Here is a 26,663-nt window from a genome sequence, read left to right as displayed (position 1 = left end):
TGAAAGTATTATCCCTCTGCCCTGCACTGGACACGAATTGCCTTCTAAATGGCGCCAATTCATTTGATCGCCACGACAACATTATGAAACCGCAACGGCTCTGATTCGTATCGTTACCAATGCCAGGTTAAGGGACCGGATGGCGCCATTCATGAACGGAGGCGACGCCTCTTATTTCGAATACGACATGACATGTCATATCATATGCAATGCAACCGGCAGCGGGAGACGGCGGGCGCCTCTCCCGCTTCGATCCGGCCCGAACGGGCTGGTCCCTCGCCTGATCACACAATTAACGCCGGGTTGATCTCGGCAGGGCAGCCGCCTCGCCCCGTCTTACAGCGCTCGGCCCGCCGAAAAAGGGACCAGATCGTCGGCGGCGGGCTCCCTGAAGAGCGTATACCCATCGCGACCGGCCGCCTTGGTCGCATAAAGGGCCGTGTCAGCCCGGTGAATCAGTTCATCGGCGGTAATGCGATCCATACCGGTCATCACCGCACCGATGCTGGCCGTCACCGATCGCGTGACTCCCGCAAAGCAATAGGGTGCGCGTAGCGCGCTGGAAATCATGCCACATAGCGCATCGAGTTCCTCCGGCGAAAACCTGCCCGGAACGAACGCCGCAAATTCGTCGCCGCCAAAACGGCCGACACAACCGCCGCGCCATGTAACCAGTCCCCGCAGCCGGACGCTGAACGCCTTCAGGAATGCATCTCCCGCCTGATGCCCCAAACTGTCATTGACCCCCTTGAAATCGTCGATATCGATGAAGAGAATCACTCCCGGCTGTAGCCATTCGACCACCGACTTCAGAACTGCCTCGAATTTCTGGCGATTCATGGTCGAGGTCAGCATGTCATGCGTCGCGGCATGTTCCAGATTGGCCTTCATCATCATCAGCCGGCGGGTGTCGCGCCGTTTTTCACCCACCGCGTTGTTGATCGGCAACACGACCAGCAGAAGCGAGAACAGGTAAGGCTGCATCATGCCTTCGCGCATCAGCGTGCCGTCCGGCGATAATCGGGCGATCGGCCCCAATCCACGCGCCGTCAGCGCCGAGGCAAAGGCAGAGACGAAGAAGACGGCCGTCAGGCTCCATGCGGGCCTGGCATGAAAGGCCAGCATCGCGAGGGCCGGGTAGAGGAACAGGAACAATGGTGAGCGCGTCCAGGCGAAGCTGAGGATCGTCAGCACGACACAGGACAGGAGCAAGGCCACGTTCTCTTTCTCGACCCGCCGGATGATCTGCCCCGGACGCGAGTAGCGAAGTAGATTCAACACAGCGGGCGTGGCCAGCAGCAACCCCAGCGCGTCGCAGAGAACCCATTGCATCCATTCGCCAATAGGCGGCGCGGCGTCTCCCAGAAACAAGTATTCGATCGCGACGCCGATCGCCGCCTCGGTAGCGGCCGACAGCAGCGCGATGACGGTAAACGCCGCGAAACGGCGCGGGCGCGTCAGATCGATCTTCGCCCCGCAGAAGCGGCGCGTCATGGGAGCAGCCAGCAATACCTGTATGACATTCAGACTGCACGCCAGAAGGCTCTCGGGCGGCGACAGCGCACCGGCGAATCTGTTGATCCCGAAATTGACGGCCAGACAGGCGGCCAGAACCCCCATCGCCAGGCGGGGCCGCAAGGTCAGCAGCGCGACCAGCATCGCAGCGTTTGGTGGCCAGAAGGAGGAATAGCCGAATTCGTCCGTAAAGAAGAAACGAGAAATCAGGCAACTCGCACCAAAGACCGCAACAAGCATCGCGGCCGTTCCAATGCCTCGTCTGGTTTCTGCTGAACGATAAGGTCTCCAGCCCAACCCTGCCCCCTCGCGCAGCGCATCCAGTACAACCAGTACCCTGATAACCGCGAGAAATAAATGCCATTCAACACGGACTGCATGCAGCCTATCAATCGCCCCCCGTACGGCCGAAGAGGCTGGCACTCTTTTGTACCAAAATCAAAATATAAAGCGCGCGCCGTCCCCCCTCACCCGCCGGATGCGAGGCAGGCTCCACATCTTTCAGAAGAACATTGGGCGATTCTTCATTACCCTCCACCGAGACACGAACGCCCCCAATCCATAAACATCACGTCATTCCTTTTGTTATATAAATTTTCAATACCAGTCCAGACGGCAGATAATCCGGCCGGACACTGACGGGCTGACTGGAAATATGGTCCGATACGCAAAAAAGACCCGCAAAGATCACGTAAGGCATGTATTTTTGCGTATCGGCGCCCACCAACGCACACAGAATCGTCATCAGGGCGCGTTGGCAATCCGGCTGTCAGGCGGGCAGACCTGCCATGCTGCCGATGGCAGGGTCGGTGCGGCTGGGCCGTCCGGTCTCGCGATGACCGGCAAGCCGGATAACGCGCCGGCCTCCCTGGTCCAGTTCAACCGTCAGGTCGTACCAATGGTCGCTCCGGCCGATCTCGATCGTGACATCGACCGATCCCCACGGTGGCACCGTAACCTCCCACCGCCTATCTCCATAGACATCCACAACGACAACCCTGCGCGCAGCACCAGCATCCCGGCCCAACCGCAGCACGACCGCGTCCAAGGAGGTCCCCGCCCGCAAGGCCACCGAAACGCCGGCACAGGTCGTAAAGCCACGGTAGAAGCCGTTGGGCCCCTGCACCGTCACCGCCCCGTCGACCGCGACGGCATGGCCGCCCCCGGCCCCAATCGTATAATGGCGCACGCCATGCCCGTCGCGCACCCGAAACACGGCCCCCTGCGTGCCGGCGCAGCCCAGCCGGAGCGTACCCCCCGCGTCCAGATCGGCATGCAGGTCATAAGGAAGGGGCCTGGCCGGCCGTTGCCCGTCTTCCTGACGGGGAAGAGACTGCCGGTCGGGGATCACCGGCGGCGGCAGACGGCACGAGGCACGCGTCCGAACCAAATAGCCTGAGGTATCCGGCAGGGCCGCCGGCCACAGTGCATCCTTGCGCGTGAAGTCGAAGGCCGAGGTCAGGTCCCCGCAGATCGTGCGGCGCCACGGGGTGATGTTCGGCACCTCCACGCCGAACCGCGCCTCAAGAAAGCGCAGAACCGAGGTATGATCGAAAATCTGCGAGTTGACCCAGCCGCCCGTGCTCCAGGGCGATATCAGAAGGGCCGGCACCCGTGGGCCGAGCCCGACCGGCACACCCTCATACACCTCGCCCGTCACCGGAACGGTGCCGCCCCCCTGAGCCGCCTCCAGGGCGGGAACCGGGGGCGGCACATGGTCGAAGAACCCGTCATTTTCGTCGTAGTTCAGGATGAAGACCGTCTTCGCCCAGATATCGGGATACCGCACGAAAACGTCCATCAGGCGCGAGATCAGGAATTCGCCATAACCCGGCGGCGCGTCGGGATGCTCCGACAGGGCGGTGGGCGGCACGATCCACGATACTTGCGGCAAGCGGCCGCTCGCCACATCCCGCTCGAACGCCTCGACCAGATACCGGCCGTCCGAATTCTTCATGTTCGCGCGGCTGGACCCCGGAACAACGCGCCGCGCGCGCTGATATCGCCATGACCGCCGCTCCAGTTTCCGGAATGCGGCGAATGATGCCAGCGGATTGTCACCGAAATTATCATATTCTTGATAGACCCGCCACGAGACCCCGGCAGCCTGCAACCGTTCGGGATAGGTCATCCAACGGAATGGCGCGAACGATGCACGGTCATGCGCCATGTCGGCGGTCCAGTTGCCGTCATCGACATTCTCGATGGCCTGCCGACCCAGATTGCCCACCGCCAGGCCATTGGTGCCCGTGAAGAAATAAAGCCGGTTCGGATTGGTGGGCCCGAAGATCGAGGCATGATAGGCGTCGCAGATCGTAAACGCGTCGGCCAGCGCGTAATAATAAGGGATCTCCGCTCGGGTGAAATGGCCCATCGTCATGGCCGTCTTGCGCGGCACCCAGTTATTCCAGTCATCCCATGCCGCCTGCGTTCCCTTCCAGCTATGATCGAGGCTGGCCAGACAGGCGCTGGAAGTATGGGCGGTATCGAGGCGAAACGGCAGCACCCGCCCGCCCATGCCGTCCGGCTGGGCAAAGACGGAACTCCCGTCCGGCAGGCGTTCGGCCCTGGGGTCGCCATAGCCGCGCACGCCGTTCAGACAGCCGAAATAATGATCGAACGACCGGTTCTCCTGCATCAGGATCACCACATGCGCCACATCCGCGATCGTGCCGGTCACACGATGCGGGGGAATGGCCAGGGCCCGGCGCAGATTGTCGGGCAACACACCCCCGGCCGCCAGCCCGGCGCTCCATTGCAGGAAGCGCCGGCGTCCGGGGGCATTACGCATCGGGCCGGTCAGAAATGCTTGCGCAGGGTGAAAAACACCATGCGCGGTGCCCCTGCCTGCAGCGTGGCGAAGGTGTGCGTCGGGTCCGAGAACACGAACCCGTTGGTGCCGACCGACGCCACGTAGCGCTTGTCGAACAGGTTGCTCACGTTTACCTGGGCATCCACCCCACGCAGCAACCAGTTGCTGCTATGGAAGCGATAGCCCACATTCAGATTGAACACGTCGTTCGCCGGCACCCATGCATCATTCAGGTAGGTATAAGACCGCTTGTCCTGGAACTGCATGTTGATATTGCCCCAGATCGACCCGTCATCGTAGCCGATCTGCACATTCGCCAGGTTGCGCGGCATGCCCACCACATCCTTGCCCCGGGTGGCATAGATGGTGCCGCCACTATTGACGTTGTCGTCATATTTCGAGTCGTTGAAGGCATACGACGCATAGATCGACCAGTTGGGGGCGAACTGGTAGTTGAAAGCCAGATCGACGCCGCGCGCCGTAACGCCGCCGACATTGGCCAGCGCCGACGCATTGCCCTGCACGCCCGTTCCCTGCGTGATGGTCAGCAGCCGGTTCTCGAACTCGACATAGTAGCCGGTGATCGATGCCTGGATATTATGGTCGTGATAGCGGTAGCCGATCTCCTCGGAATAGGACATTTCCGGCTTGAGCTTGTTCCTGATCGCTTCATAGCCCGCAATCGTCGTGGCGAACGGGCTGGTCGCCCCGGTGTTCGAATTGTCGAACGCCGCCATGTTGCGCGCGAAATCGGCAAACACTTCATTATGCGCATTGACGCGGTAATTGGCCCCCACCTGCGGCAGGAAGCCGTTGCTCGCCTCGATCGAACCCGACGGATAGCCGTCAGGCCCCTTCACACCCAGGATATTGCTGCCGATCTGACGCGCATTATTGTCCGCAATCAGCGACCGGAAGCCATAATTCAGCTTCAGGGCCGGAGTGATCTGCCACGTATCCTGCAGATGAACCTGATAGGTCTTGGTATTGAACGCACCCTGCCACTGGGTGGCAAACCAGTTGTTCTTGTACCAGTAGGTGCTGCTCGGCGTACCGTCCAGACCCAGCGGATAGAAGCGCCGCGCCTGTTCGAAATCGTTGTTCTCGAACCAGAACCCGCCTTCGATCGTGTGGTGACCCGCCTGATAGGTCAGACCGCCGAGGAAGCCTTCGCGATGGATGTCGTACTCGGTCGTCCGGACCGAAAGCGGCGCGCCGCCCAGAGCCGCCGGCGTCGCCTGGTATGGCGTGGCCCACACGCCCTCGCCGCTATTGGTATGGCCGTAAACCGTCGCGAATCCCTTGAGGCGATCGGTCAGGTCGAAATCCAGCCGTCCATAGCCCATCGCGTCCTGACGCAGACCGGCCGCGTTGTAATAGACGAAGTCCGGATAGCTGCCGTAGTTGGTGTTGCCGATTCCGACCGGATAGGGCGTACCGTTCTGGTAGGCATAGCCGACCTGCTTGGCCAGATTGTAATTGCCCGTAATATTGTCGACCCGGTATCCATATTTCGCGATCGTCGCCAGCGACAGATCCTGATAGTCGTTTTCCTGCCGCAGCGACCAGTCCCCGAACAGGGTCAGTTTCACATGCTCGCCCAGCGGCTGGACGAATTTGGCATTGGCCTGCTGCTGGCGCTGGATGCCATCGCCCTTCCACTTGTTGGCGTCCTGGTAATCGTACGAGACATAGAACTTCCCGCCGCCCGGCAGCACGCCGCTGTTGACGCGCATGAAGGTGCGCCACGTCGCGGCCGAACCGACTGTTCCCGCCACATCCACACCGAATTTTCTGGTCGGGTCGATCGAGGTAAACTCCAGCGCACCACCCAGATTGTTCGACGCGGCGACACCCACCGACCCCGCACCCTGGGTCAACGTCGCGCGCCCGTTATTCTCGGTCTGGAGCGCCCGGCCGATCGACAACCCATTATCGTTGCCATAGGCCAGATTGCCCAGCGGCACCCCGTCCATCGTGAACCCCAGCCGGCTCTGGTCGAACCCGCGGATGATGATCTGCTGCGACCATTCGTAGGACCCCAGCGGGTCCGACGAGGTGAACATGACACCCGGCAGCTTCGAAAGCGCCTTGAAAGGGCTGGTACCCGGCACATATTGCTGGATCGCCAGATGCGACACGGTCTGCGTTTCGCGCGCGGCCCCCGCACCCAGCACGACGATCGCCTCGTTCCCGCTCGCGACATGCGCTGCCGGGGCCGGCACGACAGCGGGATGCGCCACCGCAACCGGCACAACAGCTTCCGGCGCGGCCTGAGCCCGCACGGGAGCCGCCTGCGACGAAGGCTTGTGCACCTTGTGCTTGTGGCTTGCGGTGGCGGCAATTGCCCCATGATGGATCATGACAGCGGTAAGACAGGTCGTCACAAAAAGGGCCGCGCTCTTGTTCATATCGCTCCGTCCTGCTGGCTGTGCGTCGCCATGACGCCGTTCCGGGCTTATGGCCGCTTTCATATGATTGGCGCCCGATCAGGTCTCGTTATGATTTCATGACAATCGTTTCTTCTCTCTGCCAAATTATTTCCATGTCGTTACATTTTCATCCAATAACATCACCCTGCAAAGAGAATCAAAACCATTGAGAAGGAATGACGAAACAAAACAAGATTTTGACGGCTTCATTCCACAGGGCGGCCGGCGCGCGGCCTCTCCGGCCTTTCGGCCGATTTGTTGACTTCGTCAAAAAATCGGAGCAGGCGCATAGCCCGGTTTCAACGCGTCCGAAAGCACCCTGATGTCCGAGTTTGGAAAACGGTCGGATGGCCATCCTCTTGACCGGCCCGTCTGGCAGGCCCTCACAGGCCGCCAGCACAATTTCGCCGTCACGAGAGGCCATGCCGTGCGATTCGACCCCGCCTATGGCCCGTTCGCGGCGGCCATCGACGCTTCGGGGGCGGCACTCCATGATCTGGCCATGCTGGCGGCGGAAGATGAGATCTGGCTGCTGGAAAAAAATCCGCCTCGGCACATCTCCGGTCTGGTCAGGCTCAAGCAGGCGGGTTGCGTGCAGATGGTGGCCCATACGGTCACAGCCACCCCTCTCCGCTTTGATATCGTAGAACTGGGCGCCGACGACGCGCCGGAGATGCTGGCACTGGCGACCCTGACGCAGCCTGGTCCCTTTCGCGCCCATACCCATGCGCTGGGCCATTTCATCGGTATCCGGGACCAGGGCCGTCTGGTCGCCATGGCCGGTGAGCGCACGCAGCCCGATGCGTATGTCGAGGTCAGCGGCGTCTGCACCCATCCCGACCATCGCGGACGCGGCTATGCCGGCTTCCTGATGCGGGAAGTGGCGGCACGCATTCTGGCCCGGGGAAACATTCCCTTCCTGCATTGCTACGCGACCAATACCGGTGCGATCGCGCTTTACAGGTCATTGGGTTTCACCCCTTTCCAGACCGTCACCGCCGCCGCCTTCTCCGCCGCCTGACCGGGCCGGGCGGGGGGCACCCCGGCCCTGAGCCCCTCTCTATCCGGCAGCGCGCTCCAGCGCCCGGCGCACTCCCTCCGCCCACGCCGGATCGGCCTTGGCGAAATGCGCCAACTGGCGTTCGACGATTTCGTCCGGAACACCCTGCATGGCCGCCGCGATATTCCCGAAGAAGCGCTGCCTCTGCCCCTCATCGAACAGACGGAACAGGGCGGCCGGCTGGCTGTAATCATCATTGTCCACGCGATGGTCGTAATATCCCGCCTCCCCCTCCAGCCTCAGCGGCGGCTCCTTCGCTCGCGGGTCTTCCACCGGGCCGCCGAAGGAGTTCGGCTCGTAATAGGCATCCGTGCCTCGCGGCGCGTCGAAGCGCATGGCCCCGTCGGCATGATAAGTGCGAACCGGACATTTCGGCTGGTTGACCGGCAGGCTCTCATAATGGGTGCCGACGCGATAGCGATGGGCGTCAGCATAGGCGAACAGCCTCGCCTGCAAGACCTTGTCGGGCGAATAGCCGATTCCGGGCACGATATTCGACGGCGAGAACGACGCCTGCTCGATTTCCGCGAAATAATGCGCCGGGTTGCGGTTCAGTTCCAGCACGCCCACTTCGATCAGCGGGAAGGCCCCGTGCGGCCATACCTTTGTCAGGTCGAACGGGTCGAAGGATTGCAGCGCGGCATCCGCCTCCGGCATGATCTGCACCGACAGCGTCCAGCGCGGGAAATCACCGGCCTCGATGGCATCATACAGGTCGCGTTGCGAACTCTCCCTGTCCTGCCCGACGATGTGCGCGGCCTCCTCGTTAGTCCAGTGGCGATGGCCCTGATGGGTCTTGAAATGGAACTTCACCCAGAACCGCTCGCCATCATCATTCCAGAACGAATAGGTATGGCTGCCGAACCCATCCATGAAGCGGAACCCACACGGCAATCCGCGATCCGAAAACAGGATCGCAACCTGATGCAGACTCTCCGGACTCAATGACCAGAAATCCCACATGGCGGTCGCCGAACGCATGTTGGTACGCGGGTGACGCTTCTGCGTGTGAATGAAATCGGGAAATTTCATCGGATCGCGAATGAAGAAGACCGGCGTGTTGTTGCCCACAAGGTCCCAGTTACCTTCACCGGTATAGAATTTCAGCGCGAAGCCCCGCACGTCCCGCTCGGCATCCGCCGCTCCCCGCTCACCCGCGACGGTCGAAAAACGGGCCAGGATCTCCGTCGTCCTGCCGATTTCACCAAAAATCGCGGCGCGCGTATAGCGCGCGACATCCCCCGTGACGGTAAAAGTGCCGTAAGCTCCCGAACCTTTCGCATGGACAACCCGCTCGGGGATGCGCTCGCGATTCTGATGAGCCAGCTTTTCCAGCAACTGGTAGTTCTCCAGCAGCAGCGGCCCGCGACGGCCAGCACTCTTGCTGTTCTGATTGTCAGGCACAGGCGCACCCGCACTGGTCGTCAGGACGGGACGGGCAATCTGGTTGGACATGGCGTTTCCCTCTCCGGAAATGATGCAGGACCGTGCGTACCAACCTCCTATAGATAGATAAAATCGATTCTTTTTATCATATCTATAGGTTATACCTATCGATATGACACTCCCTTCTCCCCGCTCCCTCGCCGGCCTCACACTACGCGATCTGGATTATGCCCTGGCAGTCAGCCGCACCGGCCATTTCGGCCGGGCCGCGCAGATCTGCGGTGTCAGTCAGCCGGGCCTGAGCGAGCAGATCCGCAAGGTCGAGGCCCTGCTGGGCTGCACACTCTTCGAACGCGGACGCCGGGGCACACGCCCGACCGAGCGCGGCGCGGCCCTGATCCCGCTCATCGAACGCATCGTCCGCGACGCGCATGTCCTGATGGAGCAGGCACACGGCACCGGACACGACCTGACTGGAACCCTGGCGCTGGGCATCATTCCCACGCTGGCACCCTATTACATGCCCACCCTGTTGCGGCACCTTCGCATATCCCATCCGGACATCGCGCTGCGCCTGACCGAGGACCGGACAGCCGAACTGGCCCGGCAATTGCTCGATTACACGCTGGATGTCGCCATCGCGGCGCTCCCCGTTCCAGAGGCTGGCATCACCGCCGCCCCCCTCTTCTTCGAGCCGTTTCGCGTTCTGGCCCCTCGGACCCATCCGCTGGCTACGAAATCCGCGCTGTCTTCCGCCGACCTCGACAATGCCGACCTGATCCTGCTCGATCCGGGTCATTGCCTGCGCGACCAGACCCTATCGCTCTGCAGCCCGGCTGCGTTGCCCCAAGCCGATCTGGACGGCCCTGTCGCGACCAGCGTGGAAATGCTGCGCTACATGGTCGACGCCGGCGAGGGAATCGCCGTCATGCCTGCACTGGCGGTCGATACCGGCACCGACGCACGAGGCTTCTCCCGAGCCATCCCATTCGCATCATCTGAAATCGGCCGGACCATCGGGTTGTGGTGGCGCACCACCGACCCGCGCATGCCATTGTTCGAAAAACTGGCCCGGAAGCTCGGCATGAACACAAAAAAGGCGGGGCGATAAAGTCGCCCCGCCTTTCCCTGTTTCACCTCCGCCAGTCCGGCGACCGGTTGCTAATGCCCCGTCTGGACCGGCGCCGTCCCGACTTCGGGTGCCGCGGTCGATCCGGCCAGATTGTCGAACGGCGTCTCGTCCCGCACGCTGTCGATGCCCCCTGCCGGATCGGGATGACGCAGCCCGTCATATTGCAGGGCCGAGAACGTCATCGTCTGGTCCGGCGTCGGCAGCAACTTGTCGCTCCACCCGCCGCCCAGCGCGCGGATCAGCCCGATTTCCGCCTGGAAATAACGGGTTTCAACCTGCACCTGCGAAATCTGGGCTTCCAGCGCGGCTTCCTGGGCGATGATCGCGTCCAGATAAGGCGAGACACCGCCCTTGTACAGGGTCATGGTCATGTTCTGCATGTCCAACGCCGCCGACGTCGCCGCTTTCAGCCTGTTATTTTCTGCCCACAGACGGTCGGTGCGCGACAGTCCGTCCTCCACCTCGCGAAATGCCCCCAGCACCGAAGACCGGTAGTGATCGCGCGTTTCACGATAGCTGGCCCATGATGCCTGCAATGCCGCCCGACGCAACCCACCTTCAAAGATCGGCATCGAGGCCGACGCACCATAGGACCACATGCTGTTCGCCAGATTGGCCAGGTCGAAGCCATTGGCATCGAACCCGCCATTGGCGTTGAGCGAGACATGCGGATAGAATGCCGCCCGCGACACCCCGATGGCCCGGTTGGCCTGCGCCATCTCGCGTTCCGCCGACGCCACGTCCGGCCGCCGCTGCAACAGGTCGGATGGCACGCCGACCGGAATGGCCGCACGAACGAACGCCAGCCTATCGGCTGGCGCAATATGGAAACCGGATGGCGCGCTGTTGGTCAGCACCGCAATCGCATGTTCGGTCACTTCACGCTCGGCCTGGATGTCCAGTTCGGCCGCCTGAGTCACATAGAGGCGGTTCTGCGCACGGGCCAGATCCAGGCGCGGCGCCGCCTGGTTGGCAAGCTGCGTCTGGGTGACCTTCAGCGCCTGTTCGTAATAGGCGATGGATTTGCGATAGATCGCATCCTGCGCGTCATAGCCGCGCAGGGCGACATAATCGCTGGCCAGTTCCGCCTGCAAACTCAGCCGCGCCCCGGCATAATCCGCCGCCTTCTCCTGGGCGGAGAATTTCGCCATGCGCACCTGATTGCGAATCTCCGACCAGAAATCCGGCTCCCACGATGCCAGACCGCCATAGAATTCGTCGGTCTGCGTCAGCGCACCCTTGTAGCGGAACAGCCGGTCGGCCGACTGCTTGTTGTCCGACGCGCCGAAAGCCAGACCGAAATGCGGCAGCAGGTCGGCACGCGCACTCATGACCATGGCCCGAGCCTGGACAAAACGCTCGGCAGCCGCCTGCAAATCCGCGTTCGCGGCAACGGCCTTGTCCTCCAGCGCGTCGAGCTGCGGATCATGCAGCAGCGTCCACCAGTGCGACGGCAGTTGCGTATCCGCCGGCGTCGCGGTCGCAAACACCCCCTGACCATGCCAGCTTGCGGGCACGACATAAGTCGGGGGATGATAGGCGGGCGCCAGATCGCAGGCGGACAGCGCCGCCAGCGACAGCATCGCCCCGCCGGACATCATGGTCCGGCGCAATGACCGCATGATCATCCCTCGATTTCCTCGGCTTCTTCGTCATAGCCCTTGGCCGGCTGGACGACATGCACCTTCTGGCCTTCCAGCAGGTCCGCCGGCGGGTTGTTGATGATCCGGTCGGTGGGCGAAACCCCCGACGTCACGTCAGTCTCGGCATCGGCCATGCGCCCCACTTCGATGTCGCGGTAATGCACGACGTCGTTGGCATCGAGCACCGCGACCTGCATGCCCTTTTCCTCGAACACCAGCGCAGCGGTCGGAATCTGGAACACACCCGGCGTCGACGGCGCCGTCATTTTCACCGACGCGAACGTGCCCGGCCACAACTCGTGCTTATCGTTGTCGATGGTAAATTCCGTGATCGCCGTGCGGGTGTTGGGATCATATCCCCGCGCGATGGTCAGGAAATCGGCCTTGAAGGTCCGGTTCGCGAACTGCGGCACGCTGACTTCAGCCGTCATGCCGGGCCTGAGAATATAGGAGAACGTCTCAGGCACCGACACGAACAGACGCATCTTGTGCATGTCCGATACGGTGAAGAGCTGGCTGGCATCGCCATTGCTGCCATGCTCCCCCGCCCCGCTGCTGACGTAATCGCCGACATTGATGTCGCGCGACGTCACCACACCGTCGAATGGCGCCACGATGGTCTTGAAGCGTTCCAGCGCCTCAAACTGATCGACCTTGTGCTCGGCCGCCTGCATTACCGCCAGTCCAGCCTTCTCGTTTGCGTCGGCGACCGAGACCGACTGGCCCGACACCGCCTGCGACTTGCCCATCGCGCGCCAGCGATTGGCGCTGACCACGGTCAGGTTGTACTTGGCCTGCGCCTCCGCCAGATCAGCCTTGGCCTGGGCGTATTGCGCATCCAGGCTGGGGGCGTTGATCTCCGCGAGCACGTCGCCAGTCTTCACCTCGGCGCCGTAATCCTTGTACCACATCTTCAGGTAGCCCGAGGCCTGCGGGAAGAGCGGCGCCTGATACCAGGCGTCGATATTGCCCGGCAGGGTCAGGGTCACGGTCTTGGGCGAAGGCTTCGCCTGGATCACCGCGACGTCGGGCAGCGCATTGCTCAGGGTTTCGGCGCGCAGTTCCGACACCGCGTGAACCCGGGTGACCACCTGATAGCCGACCAGCACGGCCAGGACACATGCCCCGGTCGCCAGAAGGGTGTTGCGTGACATGGAAGCCATCAGACGGTCTCCTTCCGGCTCGACGAGCGGTTGTAGATAATCGCATAGACACAAGGGACGAACAGAAGCGTGGAAATGGTGGCCACGATCAGGCCGCCGATCACCGCCTTGCCCAGCGGCGCGTTCTGCGAGTTGCTGATCGACATTGGCACCATGCCCACGATCATCGCGGCAGCCGTCATCAGCACGGGGCGGATACGTCCATATCCGGCCTCCAGCGCCGCTTTCAGCGCATCGCCATGGATTTCCAGCCGCTCGCTGGCATAGGACACGACCAGGATCGAGTTCGCGGTCGCCGTGCCCATGCACATGATGGCACCGGTCAGGGCGGGCACCGACAGGTGCGTATGCGTCAGGAACAGGCTCCAGGCGATCCCCGCCAGCGCTCCCGGCAGGGCCGAGATGATGATGAACGGATCAAGCCACGACTGGAAGTTGACGACAATCAGAAGGTAGATCAGCACGATCGAGATCGCCAGCCCCCCGATCAGCTGCGCATAGGCGCTGCGCATCGTCGTCGCCTGGCCTTCCACATCCACGGCGGCACCACGCGGCACATCAGCCGCCGTCTGGGCAATCACCTTGTTCACACCCGCCAGCACGGTCCCCAGATCGGTGCCTTCGGCCGACACGTAGATGTCGAACGCCGGCATCGAGTTGAAGTGCGAGACCTGGCCCGGCGTCCCGGTCGCGCTGATGGTGCTGACCGCGCCCAGCAGCTGCATGCCCTTGCCGGTCGGATTGCCATCCCCCTTGTCGACCGGGATCGACAGCAGGTCGTTGAAGTGCGTCAGCTGGTTCTGCGTCACATAGGTGTTCAGCAGGAAGGTCACGCCCCAGACCGGATCGTACCAATATTGCGGATCGACGGTCGAACTGCCCGACAGAGTCATCAACTCGTTATCGGCCAGGTCGGCGGCATCAACGCCGGTGGCCTGACTGAAGGTCCGATCCCCCTTCACGAACAGGGTCGGCGTCTTCATCGTCTGTTGCAGCGACACGTCGCTGGCACCGGGCACGAGACGCAGCCTGTTCGTCAGCTCGACCGCATATTTGTAGCTCTTGTTCAGCTCCGGCCCCGTGATCTTGATATCGATCGGCGAAGGCGAACCGAAATTGAGGATCTTCGCCGTCAGGTCCGCCGGCTGGAAGGTAAAGACCGTGCCGGGGAAGCTGGCGGAAAGGCCCTTGCGCAGCACGGCGCGGTAATCCCACACCGGCGCTTCCGCCTCGGTCAGCGTGATCGTCAGGTCGCAATCCTGCGTGCCGATGGTGGGCGTGGGAATGAAAGCCTGGTTATGCGGCGCTTCGGCCAGACCGCAATTGCTGACCACATCGTCCACCTTGCCGGGCAGCAATTCATGGATGCGGTCGCTGACCAGCGTCGCAATCCGCCCAGCCACTTCGATACGGGTGCCCAGCGGCGCGCGCATATGCATCTGCAACTGGTCGGACTTGATTTCCGGGAAGAAGTCGCGCCCCGCCACCGTATACAGCCCCATGGAGAGGACCGAAATACCCAGGAAGATCGAGGCAAACCGCCCCCGGTTGGCGATGGCACGCTCCAGAAACGCACCATAGCTCTCGCGGAACGCGGTGAAACGGCGCTCGAACCCGCGCTGAAAGCGCGAGAAGATATTCCCGCCTTGCAGATGATCCTCATGCGTATCATGCCCATGCGCGCCATGGGTCTGCCCTGCCAGCAGGAACTTCGCCATGGTCGGCACCAGCGTGCGCGACAGGATGAAGGAGGCAATCATCGCGAAGATGATGGCTTCGGCCATCGGCATGAACAGCCAGCCCGCAACACCGCCCAGCTCGAACAGCGGCAGCCAGACGATGCAGATACAGGTGGTGGACACGAAGGTCGCGATCACGATCTGGTTGGCCGCGTCGATGATCGCGACCTCCAGTTCCTTGCCCATCTCCAGATGGGTATCGATGTTCTCGATCATCACGGTGGCGTCGTCGACCAGGATGCCGACGGCCAGTGCCAGACCGCCGAGCGTCATGACGTTGATCGTCTGCCCAGCCCAGCCCAGCCCGATGACCGCACACAGGATCGCCAGCGGGATCGAGGTGGCGATAATCACCGTCGAGCGCCACGAGCCCAGGAACAGCAGCACCACCAGACCGGTCAGGAACGCCGCCGTCACCATCTCGCGCAGCACGTCCTGGATCGAATCCTTCACGAAACCGGAGGCATCGTTCAGGATCGAGAGATGCGCGGTCGCCGGGATCACCTTCTCCAGGCGCGGCATCAGCGCCTTCACGCCGGACACCACGTCGAGCGTCGAGGCCTCTCCGCTCTTCATCACCACCATCACGACCGCCTGCCGGCCCTTGACCAGCACCAGGTTGGTCTGCGGATGGCCGCCGCGATAGACCTGCCCCAGATCATGCATGTAGACGACCGAATTGCCCACACGCTTGATGGGGATATTGCTCAATTCCTCCATCGTGCGCGGCTGGGCATTGGTCGCCACCATCCAGTCGGTCGCACCGATCTTCTGGTCACCGGCCGGGCGCACGATGTTCTGCTTGTCCAGGACGTTCTGCACGTCCATCGCCGACAGATGGTGCGCCTGCAACTGCTTCTGATCGAGCGCGAACATCACGAAGGCGTCCATGCCACCATAGGGATGCGGCACAATGGCACCGGGCACCGTCACCAACAGGGTGCGGATGCGGATCTGCGCCAGCTTGAACAGGTCCGACGGCGTCATGGTCGGCGAGGTCAGTTCCAGCGTGATGACGGGAACCGACGAGGCTTCCAGTTTCATGATCATCGGCGCCGGAATCTTCTCCGGCAACTGCATCAGCACCGTCTGCGAGATCGCGGTCACATCCGCCTCGGCCGATCCGATATCCGTTCCGGGCTGGAAGAAGATCTTCACGATGCCACGGCCGTAATAGGAATCGGACTCCATGTGCTCGATTCCCTCGACCGTCGAGGTCACGCCCTGCTCGTAATTGTACATGACGCGGGCGGCGAATTCGTCGGGCAGCAGACCGGCATAGGTCCACACCACGGCGATCGCCGGAATCTTGATATTGGGAAAGACGTCTGTCGGCGTCTTGAGGGCGGACATGACGCCGAACAAGACGATCAGGATCGACAGAACGACAAATGTGTACGGCCGCCGCAGGGCCGTCACGACGATTGCATTCATAGGTGACTTTTTCCCCGTCCAGGGCTTTTACCGGCATCAGGAGGAAACAGGCCGCACGACCACGTCCGGAAGGCGGGCTCGCCAGATCATTTTTTGAACGAAATGATCATCGGCGCGCCCTTCCGCCAGCCAGGGCCGGGTCCGGCCTCGTCACCGCGCTTGGCGCGGGACTATTCCTGCTCGGATCAGGGATTATGCGGTGTGATGGTCATCTTTGGCTCCCCGTGCGCGCGTGCCCGCAAGAGCGACGCTGTCTCCCAACAGCCTATACATAGGTATATTTCAAAATATGTATGAAAAAATGTCCATGTTCAGAAAACAAATTTCATGAAGCCCGTGTCATCACAGGGAGAGGGCGAATCTATGCCCAACTCTTCATCATTCTCAGATAAATTATTGCGCAACGTAACATAAACCAGACATCATTACGTTGTAATTACGAGACGGCGGCCGGGTCACCCCGGCGCGCCGGCCTCGTCTGTCGTGTCATCCGCGGCGGCGAAGCTGCCCGACATCGCGCACCGCACCCCGCGCGGCGCTGGTGGTCAGGGCCGCATAAGCCTGCAACGCAACCGACACGCTACGCGTCCGATCGGGCTGCCAGGCGGCATCGCCCGTCTCTTCCATCTGCAGCCGGCGCGCGGACAACTCGGCATCCGGCAGGTCGACACGCAGAACCCGCCCGGGAATGTCGATCTCGATCACGTCACCATCGCGCAGCAGGCCGATCGCACCGCCCTCGGCCGCCTCAGGCGAGATATGGCCGATCGACAGGCCCGAACTGCCGCCCGAAAACCGGCCGTCGGTGATCAGCGCGCAGGATTCGGCCAGCCCCTTCGATTTCAGATAGCTGGTCGGATACAGCATCTCCTGCATGCCGGGGCCGCCCTTGGGCCCCTCATAGCGGATCACCACCACGTCGCCCGCCACGATCCGGTTGCCCAGGATGGCCGACACGGCATCATCCTGACTTTCGAAGATCCGCGCCGGCCCCTTGAAGCGCAGCAGGCTCGCCGCAACCCCCGCCGTCTTCACGATCGCGCCGTCCTCGGCGATGTTGCCATACAGCACCGCCAGCCCGCCATCCTGGCTGAAGGCATGCGCACCATCGCGGATCGCCCCCGCGGCCCGGTCGAGATCCAGCGCGTGATACCGGCTGGCCTGCGAGAAGGCCTGCGTGGTCCGCACCCCGCCGGGCGCGGCACGGAACAGGGTCTTCGCCGCCTCGGGCGCGTCGGCCGCTGTCACATCCCACTGCTCCAGCGCCTGCGCCAGCGACGGCGCATGCACCATCGACACCTCGCGATGCAGCAGCCCCAGCCGGTTCAGCTCGCCCATGATGGCGAAGATGCCCCCCGCATGATGCACGTCTTCCATATGCACGTCGGCCTTCGACGGCGCGACCTTGCACAGATGCGGCACCCGACGCGACAGGCGGTCGATATCGGCCATGGTGAACGGGACCCCACCCTCATGGGCGGCGGCCAGCAGATGCAGTACGGTGTTGGTCGATCCCCCCATGGCGATATCGACCGTCATCGCGTTCTCGAACGCCTCCATGGTGGCGATACCGCGCGGCAGCACGCTGGCATCATCCTGCTCGTACCAGCGCCGGGCCAGCCCGACGATCCGCCGCCCGGCCTCCAGGAACAATTCGCGCCGGTCAGCATGGGTCGCCACCAGGCTGCCATTGCCCGGCAGCGCCAGGCCCAGCGCCTCGGTCAGGCAGTTCATCGAATTGGCGGTGAACATGCCCGAGCACGATCCGCAGGTCGGACAGGCCGAACGCTCGATCGACTCGGACTCGGCATCGCTGACGCGCGGATCGGCGGCCGAGACCATCGACGTCACCAGGTCCACATGGCGCTCGATACCGCCTTCCGTCACCCGTCCGGCTTCCATCGGACCGCCCGAGACGAAGATGGCGGGGATGTTCAGCCGCATCGCGGCCATCAGCATGCCCGGGGTGATCTTGTCGCAATTGCTGATGCACACCAGCGCGTCGGCGCAGTGGGCATTGCACATATATTCCACCGCATCGGCGATCAACTCGCGCGAGGGCAGGCTGTACAACATGCCGCCATGCCCCATCGCGATCCCGTCATCGACCGCGATCGTATTGAATTCCCGCCCGATTCCGCCCGCCTCGGCCACCGCGCCCGCCACAAGCTGGCCCAGATCCTTCAGATGGACATGCCCCGGCACGAACTGGGTGAAGGAATTGGCGATGGCGATGATCGGCTTGCCGAAATCCGATTCCTGCATGCCCGTGGCGCGCCACAGGCTGCGGGCCCCGGCCATGTTGCGGCCATGCGTCGTGGTGCGGGAACGATAGGCGGGCATGATATATAAAGCCTTTCCGGACAGGGCAGGTCGGGACGAGGCCGGTTGGCCCCGATGCGCCGCGTCCCGGCGCGCCCCCCTTATATGAGACGTTTCCCCCCGCCGTGAAGCACCACGCCCCATACGTCCGCGCTTTCACGTCGTCATGACCAGGCCGGACATTGTTCGGGCGCCAGAAAACCCCATGTCACCACACAGCAACCACGCCACCCATGAAGCGTGGACGCCAAAGGGAGGAACACCCCATGAGCATCCCCGTTCTGCATATCCTCAACGACAAGGGCCCCGCCGTCATCACCGTCGGCGAGCACGAGCCCGTCACGGCAATCGCCCGCCTGCTGGTCGAACGCCACATCGGCGCGGTGCCGGTCGTCGACCCGTCCGGCCATCTCGCCGGCATGGTCTCGGAACGCTCGATCGTCGATGCCCTGGCGCATCACGGCGCGCATATCGAACGCCTGAACGCGCGGGACATCATGACACGCGAGGTCCCAACCGCCACCCGCTCCGAGGACATCCAGTCGGTCGCCCGCAAGATGACCCGCCGCCACAGCCGCCATGTGCCGGTCCTCGATGGCAGCGGCCATCTGGTCGGCCTGGTCAGTATCGGCGACATCGTGAGGATGCGGCTGGAGGAGGCCGAGACCCTGGCGCGCGAGATGCGTGCCTACGTCATGCAGGACGGTGGCTACGCCTCGGTACCGCCGCGCCCCTTCGCCTGAAAAGCCTGGCCGGAAATACGCGCCGGCGGCGACCCAGCGCGTGTTTCCTGTGCTCTGATGGGTTCGGGGCCAGCCCGGAAATGGCGCTCCACCGCCCGGCCATGATATGCACCCTCCCCCGCAGAGAGGAAGGATGCTCCCTTGGCCGATCCCCGGCACGGGCCTGCCCCGGCCCGCTCCCCCCAGGGCTTTTCCGGCCAGTTGGCCGAAGTCGATTTGCGCCTGTTGCGCGTATTCCGCACCGTGGCGACGCGCGGCGGGTTCGCCGCCGCCGAACTGGCGCTGGGCAAGAGCAAATCGTCGATCAGCATCGACATCTCGTCCCTCGAACAGCGCCTGCGCATCCGCCTGTGCCGCCGGGGCCGCGGCGGTTTCGCCCTGACGCCGGAAGGCCGCGCGGTCCTTGACGCAACCGACGATCTGCTGCGCGACATCGACCGCTTCCGGGACCGGATCAACATCGCCAGCGGCGTACTCTCCGGCCGCTTCGCGCTCTACGTCATCGACAACATGCTGGTCTATGGCGAAACCGGCATCATCCGGGCCCTGGAGATCTTCACCCGCCAGCATCCCCAGGTCTTCATCAGCATGACGTCCGCCGCCGCGGTCGATATCGAACACGCGCTGCTGGACGGGCGGGCGACGGCGGCGCTGACATTGATGCCCAACGTGCAGCCGGGCCTGAGCGCCAGCATTCTGGTCTCGGAAACATTGCACCTGTATTGCGGCCGGCGGCACGCGCTGTTCGAGCATGAGGGGCCGTTGACGCTGGCAATGCTGGAAGAGCAGCGCCTGATCGACGTCTCCGACGCCGCCACTTCATCCGAATGGCCGGCCATCCGCCGCCGCCTGACCTTTTCCGCCTCGGCCGAGACGATCGATTCCCGGGCGATGCTGATCCTGACGGGCGTCTATCTCGGCTTCCTGCCCGAAGCCTTCGCTGCTCCGATGGTCCGCGACGGACAATTGCGCCAGCTCTCCTGCGCCGACCTGCCCCCGCTGGCGACCCAGTTGCATTTCGTCGTCAAGAAGGACGCCGAAAGCAGCCTGATGGCGGATGCATTCCGCACGGCTCTGGATACCGCATCCAACAACAACGCCTGAGCGACTATTGGAAAATACCCACGGGGTCGCACCACCCTTGCAAAGGCGGAGGAGAAAAAAGACATAAAAACAAAGGGCGCGCGGAATAATTTCCGCACGCCCTTTGCAGCAATAGCAATCTCGGAAGGAAATATGCGCTCAGCGCGTATTTCCTTCCCGTCGCTTCAGAACGTTGCCTGCACGCGGGCCTCAACCGAGTCACCGGTGCGACCAAGCGTATCCGTCGCCTGCTGGCTACGCGACACGATGAAGTGGCTGTAGTCCGCCTTGATCGCGAAATGCCGGTTCGGGTACCAGTTCAGCCCACCCTGCCAGACCGTCTGCTGGCCACCATTCACGCCGTAATAATTATACATCTTGCTGGAGCTGAGCGCCGACGGGTCATGCGCGTTGTCGTTCAGGTCGATCACGCTGTAATGACCGACGACCTCCAGGGCGCCCCACTGGTTGTGAGCCGGATCGAACTCTTCCGTCTCCTTGACGCCAGGCGCGCCCCACGCACCTTCCTTGTAGTTATACATCCGCGGCGTGCCGAAGATGGTATAGGCAGCCGAACCATACCAGCCCTGGAAGTTCAGCGTCGGCAGCGTCGCCTGAGAACGCTCGATCCCGACGTGATAATACTCGCCCTTCACGAGCAGGCGGCGCCAGCGAACACCCAGTTCCGGACCGGCCGCCCAGATATGCGAAACGAACGGAATGGTGCCGGTGGCAGACATGCTGCCTTCACCGATATCGAACTCCGGACGCTGGCCGAACGACGTCGTGCGGTTATTGGTGCCGGTGCCCTGGACCTTGAACGCCGAGACCGCCGAAACGCCCATATGCACGTCCCAGTCCTTCGTCGCGATCGGTCGGCCGGCCGCACGGAAGACACCGCCGGTCTGGCTGTCGACGATCGAGCCGCTGCCACCACCATAATAGGTCGCGCCGTTGTCCGACGGGTTACGATGACCCCATTCCTGGCCGGTGAAATAACCAGCGATCCACCAGCGCTTCTCGTAATGCATGGCACCCACGCTGAAGCGCGCATCGCCGGCGGCGATGTTGCGCACCATGTCGGTGATGCTCGGGCGCTCGAGCGTCATGAAGTCGTTGGAGCTTTCCGCGTCCTCTTCGGTCACGCGCGGCTGGAAGTAACCAACCGTCATCACCGTGTTGCGCAGGCCCGTATAGTTCAGGTTGCCTTCATACAGGCCGACATAACCGTCATTATGATTGGCGCCGAAATCCGGCGTAACGGCAGCGACCCAGTTCTTGTAGCGGAACATGAAGGGAATACGCAGGCGGCGCTGGTTCGTCGTAAAGGCATTGAACGCGCCCTTCGCCTCGTTGCCACGCGGATTGTTGGTGATGAAGCCACCGAAATCCTCATGGAACGCCAGGCCGATCGACAGCGCATATTCGCCGTCCTTCGACTGGACCGTGAAGCGCCCGTTGGGGAAGCCGATCTTCATGCCGCCGACCGCGACTTCTTCATCGCTCTTCGTGGCGGCCTGGAAATCCCTCCAGGATTCCACCACGGCGCGATCCGACGGCGGCGTGCCGGCGCCGGACGCATTCAGCACACCAACGCTCGGCCGGACGGCATCGCCGATATTGATGTCATGCGCCATGCGGTTGGACATTTCGGAACGATGCGCCGCAGCCGCCACCCGCGCGGTCCGGGTGTTCGTGGTCTCCGGCTCGTTCAGGCGGGACTTCAGAGCCTTGATCTGGCTCCGCATCTCCAGCATTTCGCGGCGCAGTTCACGCAGCTGCGCGTCCTGCGAGTCGGCTGCCGAAGCCGGGTGGATAATGGAGACGGTGCCAAGCAATGCCGTGGTGCAGAACAAGGCAGAGAGAGAGGATCGCAGACGCATATCATCCGTTCCGAAGGAGAAGATGACGGCTTCGTAAACTGCGCTGACTTTTTTCGGTGTGATGATTTTATAACTGTTGTATGACAAAACGATGACAAAATACTGCAACTCATTGAAATTAATAGAATTACACACCGTTGCAAATACACAACACCGGCGACGAAACAAGGAATACCAAATAGGTCAGGACAAATATGACAGAATTATTTACAGTCCGACGGCAGAAAACTGGACAAAAGATAATATTTTCACCACAGAACAAATAAAAAAGGCGGGGACCGAGATCCCCGCCTTTTCCGCACAGATGGAGCGCGCCCGTTACCAGGCGGCGCGCACCGCCGCCTTCACCGAAGCCGGCAGAACGACATAATCCAGGCGGCTGGCAGCCGAATCGCCATTGTCGAAGGCCCAGCCGAAGAATTTCCGCACCGCCGCACCCTTGTCCGCATCCTTCGGCGGCTTCGGCACCAGCACATAGGTCGCGGAGACGATCGGCCACGCGCCCTGGCCCGGCGTGTCCAGCAGGTCGACCGCAAAATTGGTCGCGCCCTTCCAGTCGGCAGCGCTGGCGGCCTTGGCAAAGCTGTCCAGGTTGGCGGTGACGAAATCGCCGGCCTTGCTCTTCAGCTGCACCGTCGTCATGTGGTTGCGATTGGCATAGGCATATTCGACATAACCAATACCGCCTTCGGTGTTGCGGACCGAAGCCGCGACGCCGTCATTGCCGCGGGCGCCCACGCCACCCGGCCAGGCGATCGAGCTGCCGGCGCCGACCGAATCGTGCCACGACTGCGATTCACGCGACAGGTACGAGGTGAACACGAAGGTCGTGCCCGAACCGTCCGCGCGATGGACCGTCGCGATGGGCAGATCCGGCAGCTTCAGGCCCGGGTTCAGCGCCGTGATCTTCGGGTCGTTCCACGAGGAAATGGTGCCCGCATAGATCTCGGCCAGCACGTCGCCGGTCAGGCGCAGCGCGTTGGCGTTCACACCCGGAACATTCACCACCGGAACGATGCCGCCCATCACGGTCGGGAATTGGAACAGCGAACCCTTTTCCAGCTTGGCCGCATCCATCGGGGCGTCGGACGCACCGAAATCGACCGTGCCGGCCAGGATCTGGTTCTGGCCCGCGCTGGAGCCAACGCTCTGGTAATTCACGGCGACGCCGGTGGCGCGCTTGGCGGCAGCACCCCAGGCTTCGTAGATCGGGGCAGCAAAGCTGGAGCCGGCTCCGGTGATGTCGGCGGCGTGCGCGACGGAGAGGGCAGCCGGACCAGCCGCAAGCATAAGCGCGGCAAGGAATTTGACAGGACGACGCATCGGGTTCCGTTCCTGGACGAGCATGACAGACAAACCTGGGCAACGGCGACCAAGCGATATGGCACACCTGTCCCGGGTGCCCCCTCCTAACCCGGATCAGCCGGCTGAGGGCATGATGTGTCTATGACAGTTTCATGACGTTTCAAAGACACGACCTCCCCGAACGGGAACCACACGGTAAAGGCCGTCCCCTTCCCCACCCGGCTTTCGACCGTCAGTCGCCCGTCATGCCGGTCGATGATATGCTTGACGATCGCCAGCCCCAGACCGGTCCCGGTCCGCCGGGCAGAACTTCCCTCGACGCGGTAGAAGCGCTCCGTCAGGCGCGGCAGGTGACGCGCCTCGATCCCCGGCCCATTGTCGGTCACGGTAAAGGCGATCCCCTGCCGGACACCACCCTCCATTCCTGGTCCATGGATCTTGCCCGCGCCCACCACGCCCATCAGCGCGGCCGGCACCGTCTGGCGCACACGCAGGCCGATCGTCACCGCGCGATCGCGCTCGTCCGATCCGTATTTGATCGCGTTCTCGATCAGGTTCAGCAGCACCTGGACCACCTGGTCGGCATCGCCGGCAAAATCCGGCAGGCCGGCGGGCAGGTCGACAGTCAGGCTGGCCGGCCCACCTTCCAGCAGGGGCATGGCCTCGTCACGCACCCGCGAGACGATGGCGGCAGGGCTGACCATGCCACGCGGCTTGCGGTGCTCGATCATCTGCACCCGCGACAGCATCAGCAGCCGGTCCAGCAGGCGCTGCATCCGGCCCGCCTGCCCGGCCATGACTTCAAGAAAGCGCTGCTGCGCCGAGGGATCATCGGCAGCCGGCCCACGCAGCGTCTCGATAAAACCCGTCAGCGCCGCCAGCGGCGTGCGCAGCTCATGGCTGGCATAGGCCACGAAATCGGTCCGCATGCGCTCCAGCGCATCGCGCTCGCTCCCGTCCTGCAGGGTGGCCAGCACCACCGACTGCCCCGGCCCGATGCTGATCCGGCGGAACTGCCCGCGCACCGCACGGCGGATCGGCACATCCAGCATCATATCCACTTCGGCCCGGTCGCCGTCCCGCAACCCCAGCACGGCGGACAGCGGGGCCGGGTGCCGCATAATCGCACCCAGGCTGTCGCCGAACAGTTCCCACGCGCCAGGCCCGGCATGCAGGATACGCCCCCCGGCATCCAGCACCAGAACGGCCGCCGGCACCAGGTCCAGCGTCTCGATCATGCGCGACAGGGCATCGGCCGACGGCGGAGCCGCATGAACGGAATCTCCTCCGGCCACGGACATGGCGGCGGCGCGTCGGCTGGCCATCATGCGCCACCCCATTGCTCCCGCCCCCAGCACCCCCAAGGCCGCCACGATATTTTCGGCCGCGACAACGGACATGACTCAACTCCCGGCGCGACGCGCACGATGGTCCGCACTCAGGGACGCGGATCATCCAGGGCATAGCCGGCGGCCCGGACAGTCCGGACGATGTCACCTTCGTCCGGCCCATTCAGGATCAGCCGCAGACGCCGGATATGCACATCGACCGTCCGCAGTTCCACATGGACCCCACGCTCCCACACCCGCTGCAACAGATCCTCGCGCGAGAAGACCTGGCGCGGATTGCGCAGGAAGAATTCCAGAATCCGGTATTCCGTGGGTCCCAGTGCCAGAGCGCGCCCGTTGCGCTCGGCGCGATGGGCAACGGTGTCCATCGTGACGTCGGCAAAACGCAGAACCTGTTCCTGCGGCGGCGCCCGGCGCAGCAGCGCGCGGATACGCGCCTGCAACGCCTCGATGCTGACGGGTTTGACCACATAATCGTCGGCACCGACATCCAGCCCGCGAATATTGTCCACCTCGCCGGCCCGGGCGGTCAGCATCAGGATCGGCAGCGCGCGAGTCGCCTCCTGCTCGCGCAGGCGCCGGCACACATCCAGCCCCGAGAGGCCGGGCAGCATCCAGTCCAGGATCATCAGGTCGGGCCGGCGCTCCGCGACACGCGCCAGCGCCTGGTTGCCGTCCTCGGCCACGCCGACCTCGTATCCCAGTTTTTCCAGATTGTACCGCACCAGCATCAGCAGCGCGTCGTCATCCTCGACCACCAGAACATATGCCCGGCGCGCGCCGCCTGCTGCCTCACCCGTATCCGTCATCGTACCCGACATCGCTTCGCTTCCGTTATACCACAGGCAGGCCACGCGGCCTTACGACCGGCAGCTGCTCACCCGTGGCAGCAAAATAAACACGTTCGGCGATATTGGTGGCGTGGTCGCCGATCCGCTCCAGGTTCTTGGCGATGAACAGCAGATGGGTGCAGGAGCGGATGGTGCGCGGGTCCTCCATCATATAGGTCACCAGCTCGCGGAACATGGCGGTATACAGCTCGTCCACCGCCGCGTCCGACTGCCAGACCTCGACCGCGCGCTCGCTGTCCTGCTGGCTCATGGCGTCGATCGCCCGGCGCAGATTCTCCTGCACCAGCCGGCCCATGGTGCGCAGCCCACCCGGCGACAGGCGCGCGTCCCCGGCATCCAGCCGCAGGGTGCGGCGCGCGATGCTGGCGGCGCAGTCGCCGATCCGCTCCAGGTCGCCGGAGATCTTCATCGCCGCCACGATCTCGCGCAGATCGCCCGCCATCGGCGCCCGCAACGCCAGCAGGCGGATCGACAAGGTTTCGATCTCACGCTCCAGCTCGTCCACCTGCGGATCACGCTCCGATGCCTCCATCGCCGCGTCCTCGTCGCGGTCGACGATCGCGGCCATCGCCATCGCCATCTGGCTTTCGACAATGCCGCCCATCCGCACCAGCATGCCCCGGACCTGATCCAGTTCCTGCTCGTAGCTGCTGACGGTGTGCGCCTGTTCCTTGACCACGGTGCCTCTCCCCCTGCCCGTCGAACTCAGCCGAACCGGCCGGTGATGTAATCCTGGGTGCGCCGCTCGCGCGGGGCGGTGAACATGCGGTCGGCACTGTCCACCTCGACCAGCTCGCCCATGTAGAAGAAC

The 26,663-nt window shown here is 63.2% G+C and carries 18 protein-coding genes and 1 pseudogene; 4 read left to right on the top strand and 15 right to left on the bottom strand.

Going from position 1 to position 26,663, the window contains the following annotated elements; genetic code table 11:
- Positions 1-336: 336 nt before the first annotated feature.
- The 4 genes from HLH35_RS15265 to HLH35_RS15250 form a co-directional block, all read right to left on the bottom strand.
- Positions 337-1,755 carry a diguanylate cyclase domain-containing protein gene (locus HLH35_RS15265; RefSeq protein WP_182979961.1) on the bottom strand — a complete coding sequence of 473 codons (1,419 nt, stop codon included), beginning with the start codon at positions 1,753-1,755 and terminating at the stop codon, positions 337-339.
- Between the two features lie 529 nt (positions 1,756-2,284).
- Entirely contained in the window at positions 2,285-4,306 is a 2,022-nt protein-coding gene (locus HLH35_RS15260; RefSeq protein WP_182979960.1) for a phosphocholine-specific phospholipase C, read from the bottom strand.
- Positions 4,307-4,314: 8 nt separating this feature from the next.
- Complete coding sequence (locus HLH35_RS15255; RefSeq protein WP_182979959.1) at positions 4,315-6,738, bottom strand: TonB-dependent receptor; 2,424 nt, start codon at positions 6,736-6,738, stop codon at positions 4,315-4,317.
- A 178-nt stretch (positions 6,739-6,916) separates the two neighbouring features.
- The gene (locus tag HLH35_RS15250; protein ID WP_182980006.1) at positions 6,917-7,183 is read right to left on the bottom strand and encodes a hypothetical protein; all 267 of its coding nucleotides are present in this window, start codon (positions 7,181-7,183) and stop codon (positions 6,917-6,919) included.
- A gap of 3 nt (positions 7,184-7,186) precedes the next feature.
- Here HLH35_RS15250 and HLH35_RS15245 point away from each other — a divergent pair, with 3 nt between their 5' ends.
- Positions 7,187-7,780, top strand: a complete 594-nt coding sequence (locus HLH35_RS15245; protein WP_338029368.1) for a GNAT family N-acetyltransferase — start codon at positions 7,187-7,189, stop codon at positions 7,778-7,780.
- 39 nt (positions 7,781-7,819) lie between these two features.
- Here the strand turns inward: HLH35_RS15245 and HLH35_RS15240 are convergent, their stop codons facing one another.
- Positions 7,820-9,274 carry a catalase gene (locus HLH35_RS15240; RefSeq protein WP_182979957.1) on the bottom strand — a complete coding sequence of 485 codons (1,455 nt, stop codon included), beginning with the start codon at positions 9,272-9,274 and terminating at the stop codon, positions 7,820-7,822.
- 103 nt (positions 9,275-9,377) lie between these two features.
- On the opposite strand from HLH35_RS15240, the gene HLH35_RS15235 reads away from it, so the two are divergent.
- Entirely contained in the window at positions 9,378-10,316 is a 939-nt protein-coding gene (locus HLH35_RS15235) for a hydrogen peroxide-inducible genes activator (protein ID WP_182979956.1), read from the top strand.
- Positions 10,317-10,366: 50 nt separating this feature from the next.
- Here HLH35_RS15235 and HLH35_RS15230 read toward each other — a convergent pair whose 3' ends face one another.
- The 4 genes from HLH35_RS15230 to ilvD form a co-directional block, all read right to left on the bottom strand.
- Positions 10,367-11,965 carry an efflux transporter outer membrane subunit gene (locus HLH35_RS15230; protein WP_182979955.1) on the bottom strand — a complete coding sequence of 533 codons (1,599 nt, stop codon included), beginning with the start codon at positions 11,963-11,965 and terminating at the stop codon, positions 10,367-10,369.
- On the bottom strand, positions 11,962-13,143 hold the full coding sequence (locus HLH35_RS15225) for an efflux RND transporter periplasmic adaptor subunit (protein WP_182979954.1): 1,182 nt from the start codon (positions 13,141-13,143) through the stop codon (positions 11,962-11,964). The genes HLH35_RS15230 and HLH35_RS15225 overlap by 4 nt, the downstream gene beginning before the upstream one ends.
- Complete coding sequence (locus HLH35_RS15220; protein ID WP_182979953.1) at positions 13,143-16,316, bottom strand: efflux RND transporter permease subunit; 3,174 nt, start codon at positions 16,314-16,316, stop codon at positions 13,143-13,145. Before HLH35_RS15220 ends, HLH35_RS15225 begins: the two co-directional genes overlap by 1 nt.
- Before the next feature lie 486 nt (positions 16,317-16,802).
- Positions 16,803-18,659 carry a dihydroxy-acid dehydratase gene (gene ilvD / locus HLH35_RS15215; RefSeq protein WP_182979952.1) on the bottom strand — a complete coding sequence of 619 codons (1,857 nt, stop codon included), beginning with the start codon at positions 18,657-18,659 and terminating at the stop codon, positions 16,803-16,805.
- 245 nt (positions 18,660-18,904) lie between these two features.
- Between ilvD and HLH35_RS15210 the strand changes: the two genes are divergently transcribed.
- Positions 18,905-19,381 (top strand): CBS domain-containing protein, encoded by a 477-nt coding sequence (locus tag HLH35_RS15210; RefSeq protein WP_182979951.1) that lies wholly within the window; start codon positions 18,905-18,907, stop codon positions 19,379-19,381.
- A gap of 141 nt (positions 19,382-19,522) precedes the next feature.
- Positions 19,523-20,485 carry a LysR family transcriptional regulator gene (locus HLH35_RS15205; protein ID WP_182979950.1) on the top strand — a complete coding sequence of 321 codons (963 nt, stop codon included), beginning with the start codon at positions 19,523-19,525 and terminating at the stop codon, positions 20,483-20,485.
- A gap of 164 nt (positions 20,486-20,649) precedes the next feature.
- Here the strand turns inward: HLH35_RS15205 and HLH35_RS15200 are convergent, their stop codons facing one another.
- The 6 genes and pseudogenes from HLH35_RS15200 to HLH35_RS20010 form a co-directional block, all read right to left on the bottom strand.
- A complete protein-coding gene (locus tag HLH35_RS15200; RefSeq protein WP_182979998.1) occupies positions 20,650-22,347 on the bottom strand; it encodes an OprO/OprP family phosphate-selective porin in 1,698 nt (565 codons plus the stop codon).
- A gap of 318 nt (positions 22,348-22,665) precedes the next feature.
- On the bottom strand, positions 22,666-23,670 hold the full coding sequence (pstS, locus tag HLH35_RS15195; RefSeq protein WP_182979949.1) for a phosphate ABC transporter substrate-binding protein PstS: 1,005 nt from the start codon (positions 23,668-23,670) through the stop codon (positions 22,666-22,668).
- Positions 23,671-23,756: 86 nt separating this feature from the next.
- On the bottom strand, positions 23,757-25,052 hold the full coding sequence (locus HLH35_RS15190; protein ID WP_182979948.1) for an ATP-binding protein: 1,296 nt from the start codon (positions 25,050-25,052) through the stop codon (positions 23,757-23,759).
- Between the two features lie 38 nt (positions 25,053-25,090).
- The gene (phoB, locus tag HLH35_RS15185) at positions 25,091-25,822 is read right to left on the bottom strand and encodes a phosphate regulon transcriptional regulator PhoB (protein ID WP_246385138.1); all 732 of its coding nucleotides are present in this window, start codon (positions 25,820-25,822) and stop codon (positions 25,091-25,093) included.
- Between the two features lie 13 nt (positions 25,823-25,835).
- A complete protein-coding gene (gene phoU / locus HLH35_RS15180; RefSeq protein ID WP_182979947.1) occupies positions 25,836-26,531 on the bottom strand; it encodes a phosphate signaling complex protein PhoU in 696 nt (231 codons plus the stop codon).
- 26 nt (positions 26,532-26,557) lie between these two features.
- Positions 26,558-26,663, bottom strand: a pseudogene (locus HLH35_RS20010) (phosphate ABC transporter ATP-binding protein); the annotation flags it as partial.

This window comes from Gluconacetobacter asukensis, from assembly GCF_014174375.1.
Lineage (GTDB): Bacteria > Pseudomonadota > Alphaproteobacteria > Acetobacterales > Acetobacteraceae > Gluconacetobacter > Gluconacetobacter asukensis.
This window is presented reverse-complemented; position numbering and strand designations above follow the sequence as displayed.

Coding starts and splice junctions, on each gene's coding strand:
- HLH35_RS15230 (WP_182979955.1), bottom strand. CDS start 11,965: ATGATCATGCGGTCATTGCGCCGGACCATGATGTCCGGCGGGGCGATG.
- HLH35_RS15220 (WP_182979953.1), bottom strand. CDS start 16,316: ATGAATGCAATCGTCGTGACGGCCCTGCGGCGGCCGTACACATTTGTC.
- HLH35_RS15225 (WP_182979954.1), bottom strand. CDS start 13,143: ATGGCTTCCATGTCACGCAACACCCTTCTGGCGACCGGGGCATGTGTC.
- phoB (WP_246385138.1), bottom strand. CDS start 25,822: ATGTCGGGTACGATGACGGATACGGGTGAGGCAGCAGGCGGCGCGCGC.
- HLH35_RS15250 (WP_182980006.1), bottom strand. CDS start 7,183: ATGGCCTCTCGTGACGGCGAAATTGTGCTGGCGGCCTGTGAGGGCCTG.
- HLH35_RS15240 (WP_182979957.1), bottom strand. CDS start 9,274: ATGTCCAACCAGATTGCCCGTCCCGTCCTGACGACCAGTGCGGGTGCG.
- HLH35_RS15200 (WP_182979998.1), bottom strand. CDS start 22,347: ATGCGTCTGCGATCCTCTCTCTCTGCCTTGTTCTGCACCACGGCATTG.
- HLH35_RS15190 (WP_182979948.1), bottom strand. CDS start 25,052: ATGTCCGTTGTCGCGGCCGAAAATATCGTGGCGGCCTTGGGGGTGCTG.
- HLH35_RS15260 (WP_182979960.1), bottom strand. CDS start 4,306: ATGCGTAATGCCCCCGGACGCCGGCGCTTCCTGCAATGGAGCGCCGGG.
- HLH35_RS15210 (WP_182979951.1), top strand. CDS start 18,905: ATGAGCATCCCCGTTCTGCATATCCTCAACGACAAGGGCCCCGCCGTC.
- ilvD (WP_182979952.1), bottom strand. CDS start 18,659: ATGCCCGCCTATCGTTCCCGCACCACGACGCATGGCCGCAACATGGCC.
- HLH35_RS15255 (WP_182979959.1), bottom strand. CDS start 6,738: ATGAACAAGAGCGCGGCCCTTTTTGTGACGACCTGTCTTACCGCTGTC.
- HLH35_RS15265 (WP_182979961.1), bottom strand. CDS start 1,755: ATGCTTGTTGCGGTCTTTGGTGCGAGTTGCCTGATTTCTCGTTTCTTC.
- HLH35_RS15235 (WP_182979956.1), top strand. CDS start 9,378: ATGACACTCCCTTCTCCCCGCTCCCTCGCCGGCCTCACACTACGCGAT.
- pstS (WP_182979949.1), bottom strand. CDS start 23,670: ATGCGTCGTCCTGTCAAATTCCTTGCCGCGCTTATGCTTGCGGCTGGT.